The organism is Streptomyces sp. 3211.6 (genome assembly GCF_003634815.1).
In the GTDB taxonomy this organism is placed as follows: Bacteria; Actinomycetota; Actinomycetes; order Streptomycetales; family Streptomycetaceae; genus Streptomyces; species Streptomyces katrae_A.
In genome coordinates this window covers 2295329-2317094 of the sequence record NZ_RBXC01000001.1, presented here as the reverse complement: position 1 = coordinate 2317094, position 21766 = coordinate 2295329, and the positions used below count along the sequence as shown (strand labels likewise).

The 21766-nt window shown below is 73.4% G+C and carries 17 protein-coding genes and 1 pseudogene; 5 read left to right on the top strand and 13 right to left on the bottom strand.

The window, feature by feature from the left end; all coding sequences use genetic code 11:
• Position 1: 1 nt before the first annotated feature.
• From BX286_RS10765 to BX286_RS10735, 7 genes are all read right to left on the bottom strand, one after another.
• On the bottom strand, positions 2 to 811 hold the full coding sequence (locus tag BX286_RS10765) for a CoA ester lyase (RefSeq protein ID WP_121014911.1): 810 nt from the start codon (positions 809 to 811) through the stop codon (positions 2 to 4).
• Positions 808 to 2073, bottom strand: coding sequence for a CaiB/BaiF CoA-transferase family protein (locus tag BX286_RS10760; protein ID WP_121014910.1), 1266 nt, complete (start codon positions 2071 to 2073; stop codon positions 808 to 810). The genes BX286_RS10765 and BX286_RS10760 overlap by 4 nt, the downstream gene beginning before the upstream one ends.
• Positions 2070 to 3011, bottom strand: coding sequence for a ribokinase (rbsK, locus tag BX286_RS10755; RefSeq protein WP_121014909.1), 942 nt, complete (start codon positions 3009 to 3011; stop codon positions 2070 to 2072). The genes BX286_RS10760 and rbsK overlap by 4 nt, the downstream gene beginning before the upstream one ends.
• Positions 3008 to 4576 carry an ADP-ribosylglycohydrolase family protein gene (locus BX286_RS10750; protein WP_398898883.1) on the bottom strand — a complete coding sequence of 523 codons (1569 nt, stop codon included), beginning with the start codon at positions 4574 to 4576 and terminating at the stop codon, positions 3008 to 3010. Before BX286_RS10750 ends, rbsK begins: the two co-directional genes overlap by 4 nt.
• Positions 4577 to 5106: 530 nt before the next feature.
• The gene (locus tag BX286_RS10745) at positions 5107 to 6252 is read right to left on the bottom strand and encodes an ADP-ribosylglycohydrolase family protein (RefSeq protein WP_121014908.1); all 1146 of its coding nucleotides are present in this window, start codon (positions 6250 to 6252) and stop codon (positions 5107 to 5109) included.
• Between the two features lie 7 nt (positions 6253 to 6259).
• Positions 6260 to 7678, bottom strand: coding sequence for an ADP-ribosylglycohydrolase family protein (locus tag BX286_RS10740; protein ID WP_398898882.1), 1419 nt, complete (start codon positions 7676 to 7678; stop codon positions 6260 to 6262).
• 386 nt (positions 7679 to 8064) lie between these two features.
• Complete coding sequence (locus tag BX286_RS10735; protein ID WP_121014907.1) at positions 8065 to 9045, bottom strand: ADP-ribosylglycohydrolase family protein; 981 nt, start codon at positions 9043 to 9045, stop codon at positions 8065 to 8067.
• 271 nt (positions 9046 to 9316) lie between these two features.
• On the opposite strand from BX286_RS10735, the gene BX286_RS10730 reads away from it, so the two are divergent.
• From BX286_RS10730 to BX286_RS10710, 5 genes and pseudogenes are all read left to right on the top strand, one after another.
• Positions 9317 to 10048 (top strand): VIT1/CCC1 transporter family protein, encoded by a 732-nt coding sequence (locus tag BX286_RS10730; protein WP_079425951.1) that lies wholly within the window; start codon positions 9317 to 9319, stop codon positions 10046 to 10048.
• 401 nt (positions 10049 to 10449) lie between these two features.
• The gene (gltB, locus tag BX286_RS10725) at positions 10450 to 14988 is read left to right on the top strand and encodes a glutamate synthase large subunit (RefSeq protein WP_185117313.1); all 4539 of its coding nucleotides are present in this window, start codon (positions 10450 to 10452) and stop codon (positions 14986 to 14988) included.
• Positions 14981 to 16441 carry a glutamate synthase subunit beta gene (locus BX286_RS10720; RefSeq protein ID WP_100863825.1) on the top strand — a complete coding sequence of 487 codons (1461 nt, stop codon included), beginning with the start codon at positions 14981 to 14983 and terminating at the stop codon, positions 16439 to 16441. The genes gltB and BX286_RS10720 overlap by 8 nt, the downstream gene beginning before the upstream one ends.
• Positions 16442 to 16592: 151 nt before the next feature.
• Positions 16593 to 17509: pseudogene (locus BX286_RS38020) on the top strand (Scr1 family TA system antitoxin-like transcriptional regulator).
• On the top strand, positions 17494 to 17694 hold the full coding sequence (locus tag BX286_RS10710; protein ID WP_121014906.1) for a DUF397 domain-containing protein: 201 nt from the start codon (positions 17494 to 17496) through the stop codon (positions 17692 to 17694). The pseudogene BX286_RS38020 and the gene BX286_RS10710 overlap by 16 nt, the downstream one beginning before the upstream one ends.
• A 120-nt stretch (positions 17695 to 17814) precedes the next feature.
• Here BX286_RS10710 and BX286_RS10705 read toward each other — a convergent pair whose 3' ends face one another.
• The 6 genes from BX286_RS10705 to BX286_RS10680 all read right to left on the bottom strand — a co-directional run bounded on the left by BX286_RS10705 (position 17815) and on the right by BX286_RS10680 (position 21642).
• Complete coding sequence (locus BX286_RS10705; protein ID WP_121014905.1) at positions 17815 to 18246, bottom strand: hypothetical protein; 432 nt, start codon at positions 18244 to 18246, stop codon at positions 17815 to 17817.
• Positions 18247 to 18383: 137 nt separating this feature from the next.
• The gene (locus BX286_RS10700; protein WP_121014904.1) at positions 18384 to 18959 is read right to left on the bottom strand and encodes a hypothetical protein; all 576 of its coding nucleotides are present in this window, start codon (positions 18957 to 18959) and stop codon (positions 18384 to 18386) included.
• A gap of 17 nt (positions 18960 to 18976) precedes the next feature.
• Positions 18977 to 19555 carry a hypothetical protein gene (locus tag BX286_RS10695; RefSeq protein ID WP_121014903.1) on the bottom strand — a complete coding sequence of 193 codons (579 nt, stop codon included), beginning with the start codon at positions 19553 to 19555 and terminating at the stop codon, positions 18977 to 18979.
• Positions 19556 to 19723: 168 nt separating this feature from the next.
• Entirely contained in the window at positions 19724 to 20233 is a 510-nt protein-coding gene (locus BX286_RS10690; RefSeq protein WP_121014902.1) for a pyridoxamine 5'-phosphate oxidase family protein, read from the bottom strand.
• Between the two features lie 36 nt (positions 20234 to 20269).
• The gene (locus BX286_RS10685) at positions 20270 to 21013 is read right to left on the bottom strand and encodes a VWA domain-containing protein (protein ID WP_079425906.1); all 744 of its coding nucleotides are present in this window, start codon (positions 21011 to 21013) and stop codon (positions 20270 to 20272) included.
• The gene (locus BX286_RS10680) at positions 21010 to 21642 is read right to left on the bottom strand and encodes a PadR family transcriptional regulator (RefSeq protein ID WP_079425903.1); all 633 of its coding nucleotides are present in this window, start codon (positions 21640 to 21642) and stop codon (positions 21010 to 21012) included. The genes BX286_RS10685 and BX286_RS10680 overlap by 4 nt, the downstream gene beginning before the upstream one ends.
• Positions 21643 to 21766 lie beyond the last annotated feature (124 nt).

The following is a 21766-nucleotide window of genomic DNA, read 5'->3' as shown; positions in this document are numbered from 1 at the left end:
GTCAGCGGGGGCGCTGGGACAGGGAGAGGGTGCGGTGGGCGGCCGCCACGACCGCGGGGTCGATGAAGCGGCCGTCCGGGAGGGCCAGGGCACCGGGCGCGGCCCGGGCCGCCGTGACGACCTCCTGCGCCGCGGTGACCTCCTCCGGCCGCGGAAGGAACGCCCGCTCGATCACCGGCAGCTGCCGGGGGTGGATCGCCGCCCGCCCCAGGAACCCCAGCGAACGCCCCCGCGCGCAGGACGCGGCCAGTGCCTCCAGGTCCCGGATGTCCGGGAACACCGACTGCGCCGGCGGCACCAGCCCGGCGGCCCGGGCGGCCACGACCACCCTGGAGCGCGGCCAGTCGAGCCCGCCCTCCGCACACACCCCGAGGTCCGCGCAGAGGTCCGCCTCACCCAGGGTCAGCCCCTGCAGGGAAGGGTGCGCGCGGGCGATGTCGTACGCCCGCTCCACCCCCAGCGCGGACTCCAGCAGCGCGTACAGCGGCACCCCGCCCGTCCGGTCCGCGACGCGGACGATCTGCTCCGGGGCGTCGACCTTCGGCAGCCGCAGCCCCGCCAGCCCGCGCAGGCGGGCCAGTGCCGTGAGATCGGCCCCGGCCCAGGGGGAACCCAGGGCGTTCACCCGGACGTGTACCGGCACCGGCGGGCGTTCGGCGAGGAGCTCGGCGGTGGCGGCGCGGGCGTACTCCTTGCGGGAGGCCGACACCGAGTCCTCCAGGTCCACGATCACGGCGTCCGCCCCGCAGCGCAGGGCCTTCTCCACCACCGCAGGGCGGTCCCCGGGTGCGTAAAGCCAGGTCAGGATCACAACGCACCCTCCGTGCGCAGAGCGGTGATCTCGGCCCGGGTCAGGCCGAGTTCGGTCAGGACGGCTTCGGTGTCCGCGCCGTGCGGGCGGCCCGCCCAGCGGATCCCGCCGGGGGTCTCCGACAACCGGAAGAGGACGTTCTGCATCCGCAGCAGGCCGAGTTCGGGGTCCTCGACCTCGGTGACCGTGCCGAGGGCCGCGAACTGCGGGTCGGCGAGCACGTCCCGTACGTCGTAGACCAGGGCGACGGCCGCCTCTGCCTCCTCGAAGGCCGTGACCACCTCCTCCGCCTTGTGGCGGCCGATCCAGCCGCCGACCGCCTCGTCGAGGACGTGCGTGTGCGCGGCCCGGCCGGCGCCGGTGGCGAACCAGGGCTCGTCGGCCAGCTCGGGCCGCCCGACCAGGCGGACCACCCGCCCGGCGACGGACTGCGCCGACGCGGACACCGCCAGCCAGCGGCCGTCCGCACTGCGGTAGGTGTTGCGAGGGGCGTTGTTCGCGGAACGGTTGCCGGTGCGGGGCTGGACGTAGCCGAGCTGGTCGTACCAGAGCGGATGCGGGCCCAGCACGGTCAGGATCGGCTCGATGATCGCCAGGTCCACCACCTGGCCGTGTCCGGTCAGCCCCCGGCCGGCGAGCGCGGTCATCACGGCGTACGCGCAGGTCAGGGCGGCGATGGAGTCGGCGAGGCCGAACGGTGGCAGGGTCGGCGGGCCGTCCGGCTCGCCGGTGATCGCGGCGAAGCCGCTCATGGCCTCCGCGAGGGTGCCGAAGCCGGGCCGGCGGGCGTACGGGCCCTGCTGGCCGAAGGCCGTGACCCGGGCCAGGACGAGGCGGGGGTTGGCGGCCGACAGCTCGGGCCAGCCCAGGCCCCACCTCTCCAGGGTGCCCGGGCGGAAGTTCTCGACCACGACGTCGGCGGTGGCGGCCAGCCGCAGCAGGGTGTCCCGGCCGCCGGGGGTGGACAGGTCGAGGGTGATCGTCCGCTTGTTCCGCCCGAGCAGCTTCCACCACAGCCCGATCCCGTCCTTGGCGGGGCCGTGCCCGCGCGAGGGGTCGGGCCGCCCGGGGTGCTCGACCTTCACCACCTCGGCCCCGAAGTCCCCGAGCAGGGTGGCGGCGAGGGGCCCGGCGAACAGGGTGGCCAGGTCCAGCACCCGCAGCCCGGCGAGGGGTCCGGAACCCGGGCCGGGGGCGGGGGCCGGTCCGGGGGCGGGGGCCGGGCCGGGATCCGGGTCCGGGTCCGGGCCGGCCGGGGTCATGAGGGGTCCCCCGGGGGGAGGCCGGGCTCCGCCCCCGGGGGCCCGGCCAGGGCGGCGGCGGCATCCGTCTCCGTGCGCGTCGGCATCGAGGACTGCGCCCCCGGCCGCTGCACCGAGAGGGACGCCGCCACCGAGGCCCAGCGCAGCGCCTCCGGCACCGGCCGGCCCTCCCCGAGGGCCACCGCGAGCGCCCCCACGAAGGTGTCACCGGCGGCGGTGGTGTCCACGGCCCGCACCCGGGGCGCCGGCACGGTCAGCGGCTCACGCCCCCGGGCCGCGTGGAGGCAGCCCGCCGCCCCCAGGGTGATCACCACCTCCGGTACCTCCCGCAGCAGCACCTCCGCGGCCCGGTGCGGGTCGGTCAGCCCGGTCAGGGCGGCGGCCTCGTGCTCGTTGGGGACCAGCAGGTCGGTGGCGGCGAGGAGTTCGGGCGGCAGGGGCCGCACCGGGGCCGGGGTGAGGACCGTGCGCACCCCGTGGGCGCGGGCGGCGCGGGCGCCGGCGAGGACGGCCTCCAGGGGGAGTTCGAGCTGGAGCAGCAGGCAGTCGGCGGCGCCGATGCGCGAGTCGTCGCCCGGCTCCAGGCCGGTGACGCGGCCGTTGGCGCCGGGGATCACGATGATGCTGTTCGCCCCCTCGTCGTCCACGGTGATGTGGGCGGTGCCGCTGGCCCCCTCGACGGTGCGCAGGGCGGCGGTCTCCACCCCCGCCCCGGCGAGGGCCGCCCGCAGCCGGACGCCGAACTCGTCCGCGCCGACGGCGCCGATCATCACCACCTGCCCGCCGAGGCGGGCGGCGGCCACCGCCTGGTTGGCCCCCTTGCCGCCGGGAACGGTGCGGAACTCCCGTCCGGTGACGGTCTCCCCGGGGTGCGGGGCCTTGGGGACGTAGGCGACGAGGTCCATGTTGGTACTGCCGAGCACGGCGATGGCCGTCATGGTCGGGCTGCCTCCTGGGCGGTGAGACGGGCGAGGGTGTCGAAGCCGACGCCGTCGAAACCGGCGACGGTGGTGGAGAGGCGGTTCCCCAGCGGCGCGGTCCACCGCTCGGGGATCCGGTCGGCGGAGCCGGCCAGCAGCCCGGCGACGGAGCCGGCGGTGGCCCCGTTGGAGTCGGTGTCCCAGCCGCCGGACACCGCGCCGCACACGGAACGGGTGAAGTCCCCGTCGGCGTGGGTGAGGGCAGCGGCGATCAGGGCGGTGTTGGGCAGGGCGTGCACCCAGTGGTAGCCGCCGTAACGGGCGTGCAGCAGGTCCACGACCCGCTCGAAGCCGGCCTCCGCGCGGGCGGTGCGGATCCCGAAGCGGACGGCTTCCGCGAGGCGGGAGCGGGGCGGTACGACGGCCAGCCCGGCCCGCAGGGCGCCGTGCACGTCGGCCCGGCCGGAGGCCGCCTCCGCGAGGGTGGCGGCGGCGAAGAGGGCGGCGTGGACGCCGGTGGAGGTGTGGCTGAGGACGGCGTCCCGCCAGGCCTGCTCGGCGGCGGCGGCCGGGTCGCCGGGGTTGGTCCAGCCGTGGACGTCGGCGCGGATCAGGGCGCCGATCCACTCGCGGAAGGGGTTGTGGTGGGTCGCGGTGAGCGGGGGCTCCAGGCCGAGGAGCAGGTTGCGGTACGCGATCCGTTCGGCGGTGAAGGCCCGGCCGGCGGGGAGCTCGTCGAGCCAGAGGCGGCCGAGGTCGGCGGTGGTGAAGCGCCTGCCGTGCCGCTGGAGGAGGAGCAGGCCGAGGAGGGGGTGGTTCAGGTCGTCGTCCTCGGGCGTGCCGTCGATGTTCTCGGCGAGGGAGGTGGCGGCGGAGCGGCGGTTCCACGGGTAGGCGGCCAGGAGCTCCGCGGGGACGCCGCGGGCGGTGAACCAGTCGTCGAGCGGCCAGTTCCCGGCGGCCCGGGCCAGGGCCCGGATCCCGTCGAGCGGCAGCTTCTCGACGGGCTTCCCCAGGACGCACCCGACGGCCCGCCCCAGCCAGGCGGCCTCCAGCCGGGCACACAGGAGCGGATCGACGGCCCCGGCCCCCTCGCCGGGCTCCGCCGCGGCCGCGCCCCGCGGCCGGGTACGAAAACAGGCGGTCGCCGCGGCCTGGCCGCCCGGCCCGGCGCCGGTCCGGGCGCACGGACCGGGACCCCGGTCCGGGGCGTGGCCGCGCCCCGGCCCTGCGGGGGTCTCCGCCCCGGTCGGCACGGCCTCTGGCCGGGCGGGTCGCCCGGGCCCCGTGGTGTCGGCCGTGCTGGTCGGCGGGGTCGGCTCCGCCGGTGCGGCGGTCTGGCCGGTCGGTGCGGGTTGGGGCCGGGTGTGCGGGCCGGGGCCCCGGTCCGGGGCGTGGCCGCGCCCCGGCCCTGCGGGGGTCTCCGCCCCGGCCGGCACGGCCTCTGGCCGGGCGGGTCGCCCGGGCCCCGTGGTGTCGGCCGTGCTGGTCGGCGGGGTCGGCTCCGCCGGTGCGGCGGTCTGGCCGGTCGGTGCGGGTTGGGGCCGGGTGTGCGGGCCGGGGGCCGGGGCGGGTCCTGGCATGGCTGCGGCGGCCGGTTGAGGGTGCGTGCCTGCGGTGGGGTGTCGGGATTCTGTGCCTGCCGGGCGGTGGGGCGCGGCGGCGGGTGCGGACGCGTTTCGGTCGCCCGTGGCGGGGGGCCAGGTTGCGCGGATGGCGGGCCAGGACGTGGGCTCGTCGGCGGCCGACGGGACCGGGAGGGCCGCGAGTTCGTCCAGGAGGCGGGTGGCGAGGGCGCGCAGTTGCGGCCCGGCCGGGGTGGGGGAGGCCCCGGCCCGGGCGGGGACCGGGTGGCCGCCCGCCGCCAGCCAGGCCCGCAGGAGCGGCCCGGCGTCCCGGCCGTCCTCGGCGGCCTGCCGCAGCTCGTGCCCGACCAGGTCCTCGGGCTGCGCCCAGGTCAGCCGTACGAGTTCCGCCCCGGGTGCCGCCGCGGGGCCTTCGGTGCGCACGCCGGTCCCCGCCGGGGTGCGCCGGGCCGCGGCCCACCGGGGGGCGTCCGGCTGCGCGCGGGTGGCACCGGCCGGCGGGGCCGGACGTCTGGCGGGGCGCCCGGTCATCGGGGGGACGCCAGGGCCGTGAACGCCGTCTCGTGGGCGCGGCGGCGGTCGCGGTCGCGGGTGAAGACCTCGCGGGCCACGGCGGCCAGGGCCGTCGCGGGGGCGTGCAGGTCCAGGCGGCTGGCCTCGGCGACCCGCTTGGCCCAGCCTTCCGGGACCGCCCCCGCCCCGCCCAGCGCCCCCGCGATCGCCCCCGCCATGCCGGCCGTGGAGTCGCAGTCCCGCCCGTAGTTGACGGCCCCGAGCACCGCCGTCTCGTACCCGCCGTCCGCGACCAGCAGCATGCCGAGGGCGATCGGCAGCTCCTCGACGGAGTGCAGCCGCGACGGCCGCCGGGCGCCGAGCGACGGCGCGCGGTAGTCCGGGCCGACCGAGTCGTACGGGGCCACTGCCTCCCGCAGCGGCCCGAGCGCGGACTCGAAGTCCCGGTGGCGCAGGGCCGCTTCCCGTACCGCCGCGATGGCGGCCCGGGTGCCGTCCTTGGCCAGGTCCAGTGCGGTCTCCACCACCGACGCGGCCGTCGCCCCCGGCAGGCACGCCGCCGCCACGGCCGCCGCGAAGACCCCGGCCGCCTCCCGTCCGTACGAGGACTGGTGGGCGCCCGCGATGTCCAGCGCCTCGGCGTAAGCGCCCTGCGGGTTGCCCGCGTTGACCAGTCCGACCGGCGCCATGTACATCGCCGCACCGCAGTTGACGATGTTGCCGGTGCCGGCCTCGCGGGGGTCGGCGTGCGCGTAGTGCAGCCGCGTCACGATCCACTTCTCCGCGAGGAACACCCGCTGCAACGGCAGGGCTTCGGCCTCCAGCTCGGGGATCCAGCGCGGTACGGACATCAGGTCGGGGACGAGGTGCTCGGCGATCGCGTACGCGTCCAGGTGGTCCCGTACGGTCGCGTAGACCCGTACCAGCGCGTGCGTCATGAGGGTGTCGTCGGTGACGTGCCCGTCGCCCTTGTGGTACGGCGCGATGGGGCGGGCGGTGCGCCAGTCCTCGTACCAGGGGCCCACGACGCCGTGCACGCGGCCGCCGTGCCGTTCGGCGATCTGCTCGGGGGACCAGCCCTCCACCGGGCCGCCGAGGGCGTCGCCGACGGCGGCGCCGACGAGGGAGCCGGTGATCCGGTCCTCCAGCGTGAACGTCATGTTCGAATCATCCCTTGTGTGTCGGTGCGGTGAGTTCCGTACGGGCGAGGAGCGCGGCGAGCTCGACCAGGTCGGTCCCGGCCAGGCGGGGCAGCGCGCAGCCGGACAGGACGCGGCAGGCCTCGCGCCAGGCGGCGGGCAGGCAGTCGCCGCCGCCGAGGGCGCCGGTGAGGGCGCCGGCGAGGGCGGGGGCGGAGTCGGCGACCCGGGAGAGGCAGGCGGCGGCCGGTACGGCTTCGGCGACCCGGCCGCGGGCCGCGGTGGCCAGGGCCAGGGCGACGGGGACGGTCTCGGCGGCGGCGATGCCGTAGCTGTAGACGTGGTCCACGATCTGGTGTTCCAGGAGCGGGACGAGGGCGAAGGCGCCCTCGCCGTCGGTACGGGCGAGCTTGACGGCGTGCCGGGCGTTGCGGCCGATCTCGGTGGCGGCGGGCAGCTGTTCCAGGGCGGCGTCGACGGCGGCGCGGGTGTCCGCCCCGGCGAGGGCGACGGCGACGGCGGCGGCCATGGCGCGGGCGCCGTGGACGCCGTCCCCGTCCTGGGTGTAGCGGGCGTCGAACTCGGCGAGTTCGGCGGCGGCGTGGGGGTCGCCGGGGTGGACGACGGCGAGCACGCAGGCGCGGACGCAGGCGGCGTCGTCGAAGTAGTGCGGGTTGTCGTGGCCGGTGGCGGGCGGGCGCAGCCCGGCGGCGAGGTTGCCGAGGCCGGCCCGTACGGAGATCCGTGCGCGCATCGGCAGCACCGCGGACTCGACCTCGGGGGCCCGTTCCGCCGCCGCGGCCACCTCGCTGGCCAGGGCGTTCCAGGCCAGGTCGAGGGCGGCGCGCATACGGCGGGACCGGGAGAGGTCGCTGAGCAGCGCGCCGGCGGCGGTGAGCACGGACTCGGCGGCGAAGGCGGCCCACTCGGCGTCGTCGGAGGGGCCCAGGCGCAGGGGTTCGGGGGGCTGGTTGAGGGCGATGGGGACGGGGAGGGTGGTGGTGGCGTTCTGCTCGGCGAAGGTGTCGAGCTCGCGGGTGAGCCGGCGGGTCCACTCGGGCATCCGGCTGGCCCGGTGCCGCGCGGCGGGCCACCCGGCCGCGTCCCCGGCGGCGAGCCCGAGCAGCAGCCCCTCGATCCGGCGCAGCCCACCCCGGCCGCCGCCCCCCGCCTCCGGCAACGGGACCGGCCCACGGCGGCCGCACTCGGGCCTGGGTGGCCCGGCGGGGGCAAGGGCCGCGTGGGCCGCCCCCGGCGGCGCGGCCGGGGCGAGGGTCGCGTGGGCCGTCTCCGGCGGCGCGGCGGGGGTGAGGGCCGCGTGGGCCCCCTCCGGCGGCGCGGCCTGCGTGTGGTCCGTGCGGGCAAGCTCTCGGGATCCGGCCTGGGTCCCGTTCGTGCGGGCCGGTCCCGGCACCGCTGCGGGGCCGGGCAGTGCCCCGTCGGCCACTCCGGCCGGGGCGGCGAAACCTTCTCCCACTCCGCCGCTGCCCGCCCGGTCACCGGCCGGGGTGTCCACGGCAGCCGCGGGCGCGTCCCCGGCCCCGGCGCCGCGCGGGGCGGGGCCCGGCTCCCCGGCCCGGTGTCCCGGTGCCAGGACACGCCGGGCGGCCCCCGCCGCGGCGCCCCCGCCGGGGGACGGAGCCACGGGCCCGGCGGCCGCGGCTGTGGCCTCGTGTCCCGGCGCCAGGACAGCCCCCGGCCGGCTGCCCCCTCCGACGCCCGCCCCTCCGCCCACCCCCGCCGCGGTGGTGGTGAGGGGCGCGGGGCGCAGGCGCGGGGGTGTGCTGCCGGGGCCCGGGGTGGGGGCCGGCGGGGTGGGGTCGGCCGGTGGGGTCATCGTGTGGGCTCCGGGGTGAGGAGGTCCGCGATGTCCAGGACGTGGTAGCCGCGCATCGACGGCAGGCAGCTGCCGCGGACCGGGCCGATCGCCGAGGACCAGGCGGCGGGGATGGCCGTGGCGCCCGACAGGGCGCCCGAGAGGGCCCCCGCCACCGCCGCCGTGGTGTCGGCGTCGCGGCCCATGTTCACCGCGGTGAGGACCGAGGACGGGAAGTCCCCCGCACAGGCGGCGAACGCCCCGAAGGCCAGGCCCACCGCCTCCGGGGCCAGGTCCGTCCACGGATACCCGCCGATGACCACCGCCGAACGCACCGCCCGCTCCCCGCCCGGAGCGGCGGTGACCGCGCGCCGCAGGGAGCGGGCCGTCCAGGAATCCGGCGGGATGACCGACAGGGCCGCCGAGACGACCGACGCGGGGGAGCCCCCGGCCATCGCCGCCGCGACTCCGGCGGCGACGGCCTGGCCGCCGTAGATGCCCTCCCCGTCGTGGCTGACCGAGCCGTCGATCGCGACCAGGCGGGCCGCCTCCGCCGGGCGCCCCGCCGCGAACACCCCGAACGGGGCCGCCCGCATCGCCAGCCCGTCCGACCACGCGTGCCGGTGCTGCGCCGAGATGGGCGCGGCCAGGCCCCGGCGCAGGTTCTCCAGCGTGCCCCGCTCCGAGAAGCCGGCCCCGCGGAACGGACCCTCGTCCAGGTCGGCGATCCAGTGGTGCCAGGCCCGTTCCACGTGCGCGACGGTCAGCGCCGAACCGTGGCGCGCCAGCAGCAGGCCGGAGAAGATGGCGTACTCGGTGTCGTCCGTGCCCGCCGGGTCCTCCGACACGAACCCCTCGATACGGCCCCACCGCGCGCGGATCTGCGACGGCTTCATGTTCTCCGCGGGGGCGCCCAGCGCGTCACCCACCGCGAGGCCCAGCAGCGCGCCCCGGGCCCGTTCGAGGAGGACCTGCGGATTGCATGCGACCAGCTCCATGGCGCGCCTCTCCCACGTGATGGGGACCCATCATGAGCCCCTGGGGGATTTGTGCCACGCCATGTGGTTTGTCGCTCGCCGCGAAACGCCCCCCGAACACCCCCGTCACCCGGTCGCCGACCCGCGAAAGCCCAGGTAAGTACGGCCTTCCTTGCTGGCGGCGGCCGCAAATCGTGCGTAGTTTCGAGGTGTTCAGGGGAGTGCCCGGGGAGGGCACGGCTGCGCGTCGCTTGCGCGTACCCAAGTCATGTGAAAAGGGGAGATACGCCGCATGTCCATCATCGACACCGAAGCGCCGCTGCACACCGCCCACCGCGACAACCACACCCACCGCGACGTCAACGGCGGTTGGCTGCGCCCGGCCGTCTTCGGCGCCATGGACGGGCTCGTCTCCAACCTCGCGCTGATGACCGGCGTGGCGGGCGGCGCGGTGGCCCCGGCGACCATCGTCATCACCGGCCTCGCCGGTCTCGCCGCCGGCGCCTTCTCGATGGCGGCCGGCGAGTACACCTCCGTCGCCTCGCAGCGCGAGCTGGTCCTCGCCGAGCTCGACGTGGAGCGCCAGCAGCTGCGCAAGCACCCGGTCGACGAGATGGAGGAGCTCGCCGAGCTCTACGTCTCGCGCGGGGTCGAGCCCGCCCTCGCCCGCGAGGTCGCCATGCAGCTGTCCCGCGATCCGGAGCAGGCGCTGGAGATCCACGCCCGCGAGGAGCTCGGCATCGACCCCGACGACCTGCCCTCGCCGCTGGTGGCGGCCGTATCGTCCTTCGGCTCCTTCGCGCTGGGCGCGCTGCTGCCCGTGCTGCCCTACCTGCTCGGGGCGACCGCCCTGTGGCCGGCCGTGCTGCTGGCGCTCGCCGGGCTCTTCGCCTGCGGCGCGGTGGTGGCGCGGGTCACGGCCCGGTCCTGGTGGTACAGCGGTATGCGCCAGCTTGTCCTGGGTGGTGCAGCGGCCGGTGTGACGTACGTCCTGGGAACCTGGATCGGCGGCGCCATAGGCTGAACGCCCCGGGAGTGAGACACTATGCAGGACGCAACATAAGTAGTCTCCGATCCGGTGGTTTCACTTCCGTTGCCGCCGGGCATCAGACCAGGGCGTCGGGCAAAGATGCCCGTTTCGCGCCGGGGCCTTCATCCCGAGCCGTATACGCGGAAAGCTCCCCAGCTCGTTCCACCCTCCGCAGCCCACCGAAGGTCCCTTCTTTCTGCCTCGTGCAGTGTCCGCATGCTGGAATGTGATATCCGCTTCTCGGGATCAAGGCCATCATGTAGCCTGCACGAACTTTCGCAGAGGGCCAACGTCGTCCCTCGGCCAGCACATTTGCCACGACGACGACGGGAGAGCCGATGCGTTCCGCATCCACGCACTCCGCGACCGGCCCCAGCACCACCGCCTGGTCGCCCATGGACGGTCGCCCCGCCCAGCAGGGCATGTACGACCCGCGCAACGAGAAGGACGCCTGTGGCGTCGGATTCGTGGCGAACCTCACCGGCGAGGCCACCCACACACTCGTCGAGCAGGCCCTGACCGTCCTGCGGAACCTCGAGCACCGCGGCGCCACCGGCTCCGAGCCGGACTCCGGCGACGGCGCGGGCATCCTGTCCCAGGTCCCGGACGCCTTCCTGCGCGAGGTCGCGGGATTCGAGCTCCCCGAGGCCGGCGCGTACGCCGTCGGCATCGCCTTCCTCCCCGCCGACGGCACCGCACAGGCCGTCGCCGTGGAGCGCATCGAGGCCATCGCCGCCGAGGAGGACCTGACGGTCCTCGGCTGGCGCGAGGTGCCGGTCACCCCCGACCTGCTCGGCAACGGCGCCCGCACCACGATGCCCGCCTTCTCCCAGCTGTTTCTCAGCAACGGCACGAGCGGCATCGAGCTGGACCGCAAGGCGTTCGTCCTGCGCAAGCGCGCCGAGCGCGAGGCCGGGGTCTACTTCCCCTCGCTCTCCGCCCGCACCATCGTCTACAAGGGCATGCTGACCACCGGCCAGCTGGAGCCCTTCTTCCCGGACCTCTCCGACCGCCGCTTCGCCTCGGCGCTCGCCCTGGTCCACTCCCGGTTCTCGACGAACACCTTCCCGTCCTGGCCGCTCGCCCACCCGTACCGCTTCGTCGCCCACAACGGCGAGATCAACACGGTCAAGGGCAACCGGAACTGGATGAAGGCCCGCGAGTCCCAGCTGGCCACCTCCGCCTTCGGCGAGGCCGCCCTGGACCGCATCTTCCCGATCTGCACCCCGGACGCCTCCGACTCCGCCTCCTTCGACGAGGTCCTGGAGCTGCTCCACCTCGGCGGCCGCTCGCTGCCGCACAGCGTGCTGATGATGATCCCGGAGGCGTGGGAGAACCACACCTCCATGGACCCGGCCCGCCGCGCGTTCTACCAGTACCACTCCACGATGATGGAGCCCTGGGACGGCCCCGCCTGCGTCACCTTCACCGACGGCACCCAGGTCGGCGCGGTCCTCGACCGCAACGGTCTGCGCCCCGGCCGCTACTGGGTCACCGACGACGGCCTCGTCGTCCTCGGCTCCGAGGTCGGCGTCCTCGACATCGACCCGGCCAAGGTCGTCCGCAAGGGCCGCCTCCAGCCCGGCAAGATGTTCCTCGTCGACACCGCCCAGAAGCGGATCATCGAGGACGACGAGATCAAGGACGAGCTCGCCTCCGCCGCCCCGTACGCGGACTGGCTGGAGACCGGCGAGATCGAGCTGACCGACCTGCCCGAGCGCGAGCACATCGTCCACACCCACGCCTCGGTCACCCGCCGCCAGCAGACCTTCGGCTACACCGAGGAAGAGCTGCGCGTCATCCTCGCCCCCATGGCCCGCACCGGCGGCGAGCCGCTCGGCTCCATGGGCACCGACTCCCCGATCGCGGCCCTCTCCGAGCGCCCGCGCCTGCTCTTCGACTACTTCACCCAGCTCTTCGCGCAGGTCACCAACCCGCCGCTGGACGCCATCCGCGAGGAGCTCGTCACCTCGCTGCTCTCCTCGATCGGCCCGCAGTCCAACCTGCTGGAGCCGACCGCCGCGTCCTGCCGCAGCGTCACCCTGCCCTTCCCGGTGATCGACAACGACGAGCTGGCCAAGCTCATCCACATCAACGCCGACGGCGACATGCCCGGCATGAAGGCCGCCACGCTCTCCGGCCTCTACCGGGTCTCCGGCGGCGGCGAAGCCCTCGCCGCCCGCATCGAGGAGATCCGCGCCGAGGCCGACGCCGCCATCGCGGCCGGCGCCCGCCTGATCGTCCTGTCGGACCGCCACTCCGACGCCGAGCACGCGCCGATCCCGTCGCTGCTGCTCACCTCCGCCGTGCACCACCACCTCATCGCCACCAAGCAGCGCACCCAGGTGGGCCTGCTGGTCGAGGCCGGCGACGTCCGCGAGGTCCACCACGTCGCCCTGCTCATCGGCTACGGCGCCGCGGCCGTCAACCCGTACCTGGCCATGGAGTCCGTCGAGGACCTGCTGCGCGCCGGCACCTTCATCGAGGGCATCGAGCCCGAGAAGGCCATCAAGAACCTGATCTACGCCCTCGGCAAGGGCGTCCTGAAGGTCATGTCCAAGATGGGCATCTCCACCGTCGCCTCCTACCGCGGCGCCCAGGTCTTCGAGGCCATCGGCCTCGACGAGGAGTTCGTCGGCACCTACTTCAGCGGCACCGCCACCAAGATCGGCGGCGCCGGCCTGGACGTCATCGCCAAGGAGGTCGCCGCCCGCCACGCCAAGGCCTACCCCGTCTCCGGCATCGCGGCCACGCACCGCGCCCTGGAGATCGGCGGCGAGTACCAGTGGCGCCGCGAGGGCGAGCCGCACCTGTTCGACCCGGAGACGGTCTTCCGCCTCCAGCACGCCACCCGCAACCGCCGGTACGACATCTTCCGCAAGTACACGGACCGGGTGAACGAGCAGTCCGAGCGCCTGATGACGCTCCGCGGCCTCTTCGGCTTCAATTCCGACCGCCCGTCGATCTCCATCGACGAGGTCGAGCCGGTCTCCGAGATCGTCAAGCGCTTCTCCACCGGCGCCATGTCGTACGGCTCCATCTCCAAGGAGGCGCACGAAACCCTCGCCATCGCCATGAACCAGCTGGGCGCCAAGTCCAACACCGGCGAGGGCGGCGAGGACCCCGACCGCCTCTACGACCCGGAGCGCCGCTCGGCGATCAAGCAGGTCGCCTCGGGCCGCTTCGGCGTCACCAGCGAGTACCTGGTCAACGCGGACGACATCCAGATCAAGATGGCCCAGGGCGCCAAGCCCGGCGAGGGCGGCCAGCTGCCCGGCCACAAGGTCTACCCGTGGGTCGCCAAGACGCGTCACTCGACCCCCGGCGTCGGCCTGATCTCCCCGCCGCCGCACCACGACATCTACTCCATCGAGGACCTGGCCCAGCTGATCCACGACCTCAAGAACGCCAACCCGGCCGCGCGCATCCACGTGAAGCTCGTGTCCGAGGTCGGCGTCGGAACGGTCGCGGCCGGCGTCTCCAAGGCCCACGCGGACGTCGTCCTCATCTCCGGCCACGACGGCGGAACCGGCGCCTCCCCGCTCACCTCGCTCAAGCACGCGGGCGGCCCCTGGGAACTCGGCCTCGCCGAGACCCAGCAGACCCTGCTGCTCAACGGCCTGCGCGACCGCATCGTCGTCCAGACCGACGGCCAGCTCAAGACCGGCCGCGACGTGGTCATCGCCGCGCTGCTCGGTGCCGAGGAGTTCGGTTTCGCGACCGCGCCGCTCGTCGTCTCCGGCTGCGTCATGATGCGCGTCTGCCACCTGGACACCTGCCCGGTCGGCATCGCCACCCAGAACCCGGTCCTGCGCGACCGCTTCTCCGGCAAGCCCGAGTTCGTCGTGAACTTCTTCGAGTTCATCGCCGAGGAGGTCCGCGAGATCCTGGCCGAGCTGGGCTTCCGCACCATAGAGGAGGCCGTCGGCCACGCCGAACTCCTCGACACCAGCAAGGCCGTCAGCCACTGGAAGGCGCAGGGCCTCGACCTCGAGCCCCTCTTCCACGTGCCGGCCCTGCCCGAGGGCGCCGTCCGCCACGCCCTGATCGAGCAGGACCACGGTCTGGAGAAGGCCCTCGACAACGAGCTGATCGAGCTCGCCGCCGACGCGCTGAACGCCGAGACCGCCGAGGCGGCCCAGCCGGTCCGCGCCCAGGTCGCGATCCGCAACATCAACCGGACCGTCGGCACCATGCTCGGCCACCACGTCACCAAGAAGTTCGGCGGTGCGGGCCTGCCCGACAACACCATCGACCTGACCTTCACCGGTTCGGCCGGCCAGTCGTTCGGCGCCTTCCTCCCCAAGGGCGTCACCCTGCGCCTGGAGGGCGACGCCAACGACTACGTCGGCAAGGGCCTCTCCGGCGGCCGGATCGTGGTCCGCCCGGACCGCGGCGCCGACCACCTCGCCGAGTACTCCACCATCGCCGGCAACACCATCGGCTACGGGGCCACCGGCGGCGAGATGTTCCTGCGCGGCCGCACCGGCGAGCGCTTCTGCGTCCGCAACTCCGGCGCCCTGGTCGTCTCGGAGGGCGTGGGCGACCACGGCTGCGAGTACATGACCGGCGGCACGGCCGTCGTCCTCGGCGAGACCGGCCGCAACTTCGCGGCGGGCATGTCCGGCGGCGTCGCGTACGTCATCGACCTCGACCCCCGCCAGGTCAACTCCGGCAACGCGGAGGCCGTCGAGGTCCCCTCGGACGCCGACAAGCAGTGGCTGCACGATGTGGTGCGCCGCCACGAGGAGGAGACCGGCTCGACCGTGGCCGCGAAGCTCCTGGCTGACTGGGACGCCGCCGCGGCCCGCTTCAGCAAGATCATCCCGACCACGTACAAGGCAGTGCTCGCCGCCAAGGACGCCGCCGAGCTGGCCGGACTCTCCGAGTCCGAGACCACCGAGAAGATGATGGAGGCGGCGACCCATGGCTGACCCGAAGGGCTTCCTCACCACCCCCCGCGAGACCGCCTGCACCCGTCCCGTCGCCGAGCGCGTCAAGGACTGGAACGAGGTCTACGTCCCGGGCTCGCTGCTCCCGATCATCAGCAAGCAGGCCGGCCGCTGCATGGACTGCGGCATCCCGTTCTGCCACAACGGCTGCCCGCTCGGGAACCTGATCCCCGAGTGGAACGACTACGCCTACCGCGAGGACTGGTCCGCCGCCGCCGAGCGCCTGCACGCCACGAACAACTTCCCGGAGTTCACCGGCCGCCTGTGCCCGGCTCCCTGCGAGTCGGCGTGCGTGCTCGGCATCAACCAGCCGGCCGTCACGATCAAGAACGTCGAAGTCTCGATCATCGACCAGGCCTGGGACAACGGCGACGTCACCCCGCAGGCCCCCGAGCGCCTCTCCGGCAAGACCGTGGCCGTCATCGGCTCCGGCCCGGCCGGCCTGGCCGCCGCCCAGCAGCTGACCCGGGCCGGCCACACCGTGGTCGTGTACGAGCGCGCCGACCGCATCGGCGGCCTGCTGCGCTACGGCATCCCCGAGTTCAAGATGGAGAAGGTGCACATCAACCGCCGCATCGAGCAGATGCGCGCGGAGGGCACCAAGTTCCGCACCGGCATCGAGGTCGGCCGCGACATCACCGCGACCGACCTGCGCAAGCGCTTCGACGCGGTGGTCGTGGCCGCCGGCGCCACGGTCTCCCGCGACCTCCCGGTCCCGGGCCGCGAGCTCAAGGGCATCCACTTCGCGATGGAGTACCTGCCGCTCGCGAACAAGGTCCAGGAGGGCGACTTCGTGGCGCCCCCCATCACGGCCGAGGGCAAGCACGTGGTCGTCATCGGCGGCGGCGACACCGGCGCGGACTGCGTCGGCACCGCCCACCGCCAGGGCGCCCTGTCGGTCACCCAGCTGGAGATCATGCCCCGCCCGTCGGAGGACCGCCCGGCGGCCATGCCGTGGCCGACCTTCCCGATGCTGTACAAGGTCACCTCGGCCCACGAGGAGGGCGGCGAGCGGATCTACTCCGTCTCCACCACCCACTTCGAGGGCGACGAGGACGGCAACGTCCAGGCCCTGCACCTGGTCGAGGTCGCCTTCGAGGACGGCAAGCTCGTCCAGAAGCCCGGCACCGAGCGCGTCCTCCCCGCGCAGCTGGTCACCCTGGCGATGGGCTTCACGGGCACCGACCAGTCCAACGGCCTGGTCGAGCAGTTCGGCGTCAGCCTGGACGAGCGGGGCAACATCGCCCGCGACGCCTCGTACGCCACCGACGCCGACGGCGTCTTCGTCGCCGGCGACGCGGGCCGCGGCCAGTCCCTGATCGTGTGGGCCATCGCGGAGGGCCGCTCGGCCGCCCGCGGCGTGGACCGCTACCTGACGGGCACGAGCGCCCTCCCGTACCCCGTCAAGCCGACGGACCGCTCGCTGATGGTCTGACCCGACCCGCCAGCACCCCCGCCCCCTCGCGGGGCGGGCCCCTCATACGGTCCGTACAACGAAGTACGGCACTCCGACACCGCGCCCGCCATGTCCCCGACCAGGGATGGCGGGCGCGGTGGCGTTTGCGTCGCCTTCCGTAGTCGCGTGAATGCGTTCCGTTGAAGTGCCGGTCCGGCGGGGACTACTCTTTTCGTGCAGCAAGGGGACTGCGGAAGCGGGGAGTTGGCTCATGGCCAAACCGAAGGACGAGGGTGCCGCTGAGACGCCGGGGGAGTTCGCCCGCGAGGAGTTGCGGCGGCACCGCGAGGCGGCCGGGCTGACCCAGGAGGGGCTGGGTGAGCGGATCTTCACGAGCGGGTCGTACGTCGGGCAGATGGAGTGCGGCACGCGGCGGCTGCGGCCCGAATTGGCCGAGGTGATCGACAGGGAGCTCGGCACGGGGGACTATTTCACCCGCTTGGCCAGGGCGTTCAAGTCCAAGCACGCCGAGTACTTCGCGGAGGCGGCTGAACTGGAACGTCTGGCGACGGTCATCTACGACTATGCCCCCACCCTGGTCCCCGGGCTGCTCCAGACAGCGGACTATGCCCGCGCCGTCATTCGGGCCGCCGGCCCCACAGCCCTGGCGGAGCGCGTCGACGCCCTGGTTGCAGCCCGCATAGAGCGGGCGCAACTCCTCGATGACCCGGCTACTCCTGAATTGTGGGTCGTTCTGCACGAGGCGGTGCTGCGGACGGCGGTCGGGGGCATGCTGTGATGGCCGCTCAGCTGCGGCGCATCGCCTCGTTTGTCCGTGCGCATCGGATCACCGTCCAGGTGGTGCCGTTCTCGGCGGGTGCCCATGGGGCCCTGGGAGCGCATGTGCGCATCATGCAGTTCGCCGACGCTCCCGATGTGGCCTACACCGAGGGCCCCCACGCAGGGCAGTTGCTCGACTACCCGGCCCTGGTTGGCTGTCACTGGAGGTCTTACGATCTTGCCAGGGCTGCCGCATTGTCGCCGGAGGCATCCCTGGCCTTGATCGAGTCGGTGGCGGAGGAGCACGCGAAATGCGCGCAGACGTGAACGGCCTTTCCTGGCGGAAGTCCTCGTACAGTAACGGGACTGGCGGCGAGTGCGTCGAGGTGTCCGACGACCTCCCCGGTGTCGTCCCTGTCCGGGACAGCAAGCGGGAGGGCGCGGGCCCCGTACTCGCGTTCCCGGCTGCAGCCTGGTCCCCCTTCATCCAGGCTGTGAAGAACCGAGCCTGATCTCTTACCACAGCTCCTGCCAACTGGCGGCCGTGACCTCACGCCCCCCGGATCGGCTGGACGATGCGCTGGTCCCCCCCCGCCACGCCCTTCCGGGCCCACGTGGCGTCCACGGGTCGGTCATTCCGGCTGGACGACCACCGCGGCCCAGCGGAGAGTGGGGGCCGAGGTGGTGACCACGGCTCCGAAGCCGCCGTGCAGGCCGGTACCCAGGGGGATGGTGACGTGGGCCGGGGTGTCCGCCGGGCAGTCCAGGGTGAAGGGGGCCGGGTTGCGGTCGGGGTGTTCGTCGAGGGTGAAGGACACCACCATGCTGCCGCCGCCCTCGCAGGCGAAGGTGGTGTAGGTATCCAGGTACGGGGACAGCCCGCCAGAGACGAACCCGCTGGAGCCGGTCTGTTCGGGAACCCAGATCACGCCGTCGGGCCCCGGGTAGGGAAGCAACTCGCCCGGCTCCGCCGCCTGGGCGGCGCCGGCGGCCAGGGTGAGGAACGCCGTTGTGGCCGCGAGCGTGAGCGCGGTGCGTCGTCGTCCCTGGAACGTGTGGTTCATGGGTCCCCCTGATGGTGCGTTCGGTTTCCTCCACGCTAGGGGGTGGCACTGACAACGGGTCGGTCAAGCGGCCAGTGCGGTAAGGGTGGTGGGGACAGCCGGGGCTGCATGCGACTTTCCGGTTCGGATGTGATGGATCAGGTGTTCTGGAAGTTCCAGAACACGGCGACTTCGTCGTCGTTCACGACGATCAGCCCGGCATCCCACCCGTAGTGGCTAAAGGGATCGAGACCGCCCCAGACACCCTGTTCGTAGAAGTCCGGACGGTCGCCTTCCCAGCCGATGTTGGAGTAGAAGAAGGAACCGGCAGGGAAGCGGGACAGGATCATGTCGGCTCGGCGTTCCATCCCGGGTCTGCGTTCCTCCCAGCGTGAAGACTTGGTGACGTCGAGACCGAGTACCCCGAGCAGGACGATCAGAGATCTTGCCGAGGTCCGGGGAAGCTCTCTCACCCTCGGGTGGAAGCGCTCCGTGTCCGCGGAGGTGACGGGTGTCGCCAGCCACGGGAACAGCGGGTCCTTCAGGCGCTCGTCCTCGCCCTCGTAGGGGTCGATGGATTGCCAGCCCCGAGGGTCCCGGGCTTGGAGGCGCATGATCGCGCCCACGTCGAGCCACCATTCCTCATGCCTGCGGGGAGCGACGCTGACGAACGTGCAGACCCACTGGTATAGCGTGAGCCCGTCGGACCAGGTTTCCGCGGTGAGGTCGGGCATCGGTCGTTCGCTCCGGTTCAGAGGGACTGGAAGTTCCAGAACACGGCGACTTCGTCGTCGTTCACGGCGATGAGCCCAGCGTCCCAGTCGTAGCGGCTGAAGGGGTTCTGTAGTCGGGAGGTCTGCCTGTTGAAATCGGGAGCGTCGCCCCGCCAGCCGAGGTTGGTGTAGAAGTGGGTGCCCACCGGGAAGCGTGACATGAGCACACCGGCCCTGCGCTCCATCTCAGGCAGGCGGTCCTTCCAGTCAGGTGACAGGTAGAGATTTGCGTGGGGCGAGGCTCCGAGCAGGATGAGCAGCGACTTTACTGATGACCGGGGTAGTTTCTTCACCTGCGCCCGGTATCGCTCGACGTCCGTAGACGTGCGGGGTGTCTCCAGCCATGGGAACAGCGGGTCTTCCCGGCGTTCGTCCTCGCCCTCGTAGGGGTCGATGGATTCCCAGCCCCGCGGGTCCTGGGCCTCGAAGCGCATGATCGCGGCCACGTCGAGCCACCATTCCTCATGCCCGCGGGGGCCGACGCTGACGAACGTGCAGACCCACTGGTACAGCTTGAGCGCCTCCGTCCAGGCCGCCGAGGTCAGGGGTTCCGTCATTTGTCCACCTTGTCAGGCGTCGACGTGTACGCGATGAACGGCGGCTTGAGGTCGGGGTCGTTTGGTCTGGCCAATGTTGTGCTGAGCATACTTTTGTGCCGCGTATAGGTGCGCGAAGGGCGAGGCGGCGAGGACGTTGTACTTCCCGTTCGCGCGCTGTGCCTGAGGTCAGCCCGGCGGGATCTCGTGGGGTGGTTCGTCGTCGTTGCCTCGGCGGAGGGTGCGGAGGCCTTGGGTCGGGGTCCAGGTGCGGACCTGTAGTTCCTCGCCGTCCACCGTCGTGTGGACCACCTCCGTCAGGTCGGCGTGGAAGAGGTGGAAGGGGTGCGGGGTGTCCTTCTCCTCCGCGTAGCGGTGGAGTTCGGGCGGGTCCACGATCTCCACCGCCCGGCCCGAGATCCGTACGTCACCGTCGGGCATCGTGTCGTCCGGGCCCGGGTTGGTGTGCAGGGCGAAGCGGGGGTCGTGCTGGAGGTCGCGGGCCTTCATCGAGCCCGCCATCATGCCCAGCCACAGCTCGCCCCCGCGGAACTCCACGGTGAGCCCGGTCAGGCGGGGGGAGCCGTCCTTGCGCAGGGTGGCCAGGACGTGGTGCGGGAACTGTGCGAAGCGGGCCCGTACCGCCTCCGCGAACTCCGGTTCCGCCTTCTCGAACGCTGCCCAGTTGTTCGTCGTCATATGTCCATCAAAGCGCGCCCCGCCGCCGGCGGCCGGTCAGGCGCGCACGATGCCCGCCCGGCGTGCCGCCGCCAGCCAGGCCGGGAACTCGGCCACGAGCCGGTCGTACAGTTCGGCGTCCGGTACGGCACGTGGGTCGGACCCCGCGTGGAAGTAGCCCGCGTTGTCGACCACCCGCTTCTGCGGCACCGGGAGTTCGTCCAGGCGGCGCAGGAAGTCGAACTGGCTGCTGCGCGTGTTGCCGAAGCCGACGAACTGCCAGAAGAGGGGGAGCCGGGCCGCCTTGCAGAGGTACTTCTCCGCCGCGAGCTTGTTGACCGGGCCGCCGTCGGTCTGGAAGACGACCAGGGCGGGGTCGGTGGAGCCCGAGTCCAGGTAGTGGTCGATCACCGCGTCCATCGCCAGGTGGTACGCGGTCTTGCCCATGTGGCCGAGGCCGGCGGCGATCTCCGTGACCCGGCCCCCGTGGCCGGCGAGGGGGACCTCCTCGACCGCGTCGACGTCGGTGGAGAAGAAGACGACCGGTACGCGGCCGTCGGAGTCGAGGTGTGCGGAGAGGCCCAGGACGCGGTCCGCGAAGGCCTGCACCGTGCCGTCGGCGTAGTACGGGCGCATGGAGCCGGAGTAGTCCAGGACCAGGTAGACGGCGGCCCGGCCGCCCTCCAGGCCGTGCTTGCGCAGCGAGACCCCGGCGCTCTTGTACGCGCCCGCCAGGGCCGGGGCGGCCTCCTCCACCTTGCGCAGGCTGATGGCGCTGCCGCTGCCGCCGCCGCCCGTCACGGAGCGCTGTCCGGGCGCGGGCGCGGGCGCGCGTTCAGGGCCTCGATGTCCTCCAGCATGGCCGCCGCGAGGTCGCGCTCGGAGGCGTAGTACCGCTCGGCCCACCTGAGGGTGAGGGTGGGGTAGGCCCAGGCCTCCTCCTCCTGGGCCGCCGCCACGTCGGCCTCCGCGCCGCGCCGCATCCCCTCGGCGAACTCCTGCTGCTGGAGGAGGAGTTCGCGCATCTGCTGCGGCTCCAGCAGGTGGCCCAGCCACAGCCGCAGCATCGGGCCGTGCTTGAGCACCGGCGGGTCGACGGGCGTCTCGCGCGCCCACCGCCGTACGGCGTCCATCCCGGCGTCGGTGATCCGGTACACCCGCTTGTCGCGGGTGCCGGTGTCCTGGGCGACCATCCGGGAGGAGGCGTAACCGGCCTTCTCCAGGCGCTTGAGCTCGCTGTAGATCTGACTGAAGGAAGGGCTCCAGTAGAAGAAGCGCAGCGACCAGTCCGACCATTTCTTCAGGTCGTAACCGGAGAGTTCCTCGCCGAAGGAGAGCAGTCCGAGCACTGCCCAGCTGGTCGCGGGGAGCGTGCGCCGGGCCGCCCCGCCGGGAGTCTCCACTGCCGTCTCGTCTGCCACGCAGCGCAGTCTACGACCGGATTCTGTGACGGCCTTCCCTCCGATGGGTGTGACTGCTAGAAGTATTTCTATTAGGTATATGGGTGGGCGGGGGTGGTGGGGCGCGTCGGAGTGCGCCGTTGCCCGTGTCGAT

Bases quoted from the DNA above. Each gene is read 5' to 3' on its own strand.
- rbsK (WP_121014909.1), bottom strand. From the start codon at position 3,011: ATGACGGCCATCGCCGTGCTCGGCAGTACCAACATGGACCTCGTCGCC.
- BX286_RS10730 (WP_079425951.1), top strand. From the start codon at position 9,317: ATGTCCATCATCGACACCGAAGCGCCGCTGCACACCGCCCACCGCGAC.
- BX286_RS10745 (WP_121014908.1), bottom strand. From the start codon at position 6,252: ATGACGTTCACGCTGGAGGACCGGATCACCGGCTCCCTCGTCGGCGCC.
- BX286_RS10710 (WP_121014906.1), top strand. From the start codon at position 17,494: ATGCGCGCAGACGTGAACGGCCTTTCCTGGCGGAAGTCCTCGTACAGT.
- BX286_RS10695 (WP_121014903.1), bottom strand. From the start codon at position 19,555: ATGACGGAACCCCTGACCTCGGCGGCCTGGACGGAGGCGCTCAAGCTG.
- BX286_RS10690 (WP_121014902.1), bottom strand. From the start codon at position 20,233: ATGACGACGAACAACTGGGCAGCGTTCGAGAAGGCGGAACCGGAGTTC.
- BX286_RS10705 (WP_121014905.1), bottom strand. From the start codon at position 18,246: ATGAACCACACGTTCCAGGGACGACGACGCACCGCGCTCACGCTCGCG.
- BX286_RS10720 (WP_100863825.1), top strand. From the start codon at position 14,981: ATGGCTGACCCGAAGGGCTTCCTCACCACCCCCCGCGAGACCGCCTGC.
- BX286_RS10760 (WP_121014910.1), bottom strand. From the start codon at position 2,073: ATGACCCCGGCCGGCCCGGACCCGGACCCGGATCCCGGCCCGGCCCCC.
- BX286_RS10700 (WP_121014904.1), bottom strand. From the start codon at position 18,959: ATGCCCGACCTCACCGCGGAAACCTGGTCCGACGGGCTCACGCTATAC.
- BX286_RS10750 (WP_398898883.1), bottom strand. From the start codon at position 4,576: ATGCCAGGACCCGCCCCGGCCCCCGGCCCGCACACCCGGCCCCAACCC.
- BX286_RS10735 (WP_121014907.1), bottom strand. From the start codon at position 9,045: ATGGAGCTGGTCGCATGCAATCCGCAGGTCCTCCTCGAACGGGCCCGG.
- gltB (WP_185117313.1), top strand. From the start codon at position 10,450: ATGGACGGTCGCCCCGCCCAGCAGGGCATGTACGACCCGCGCAACGAG.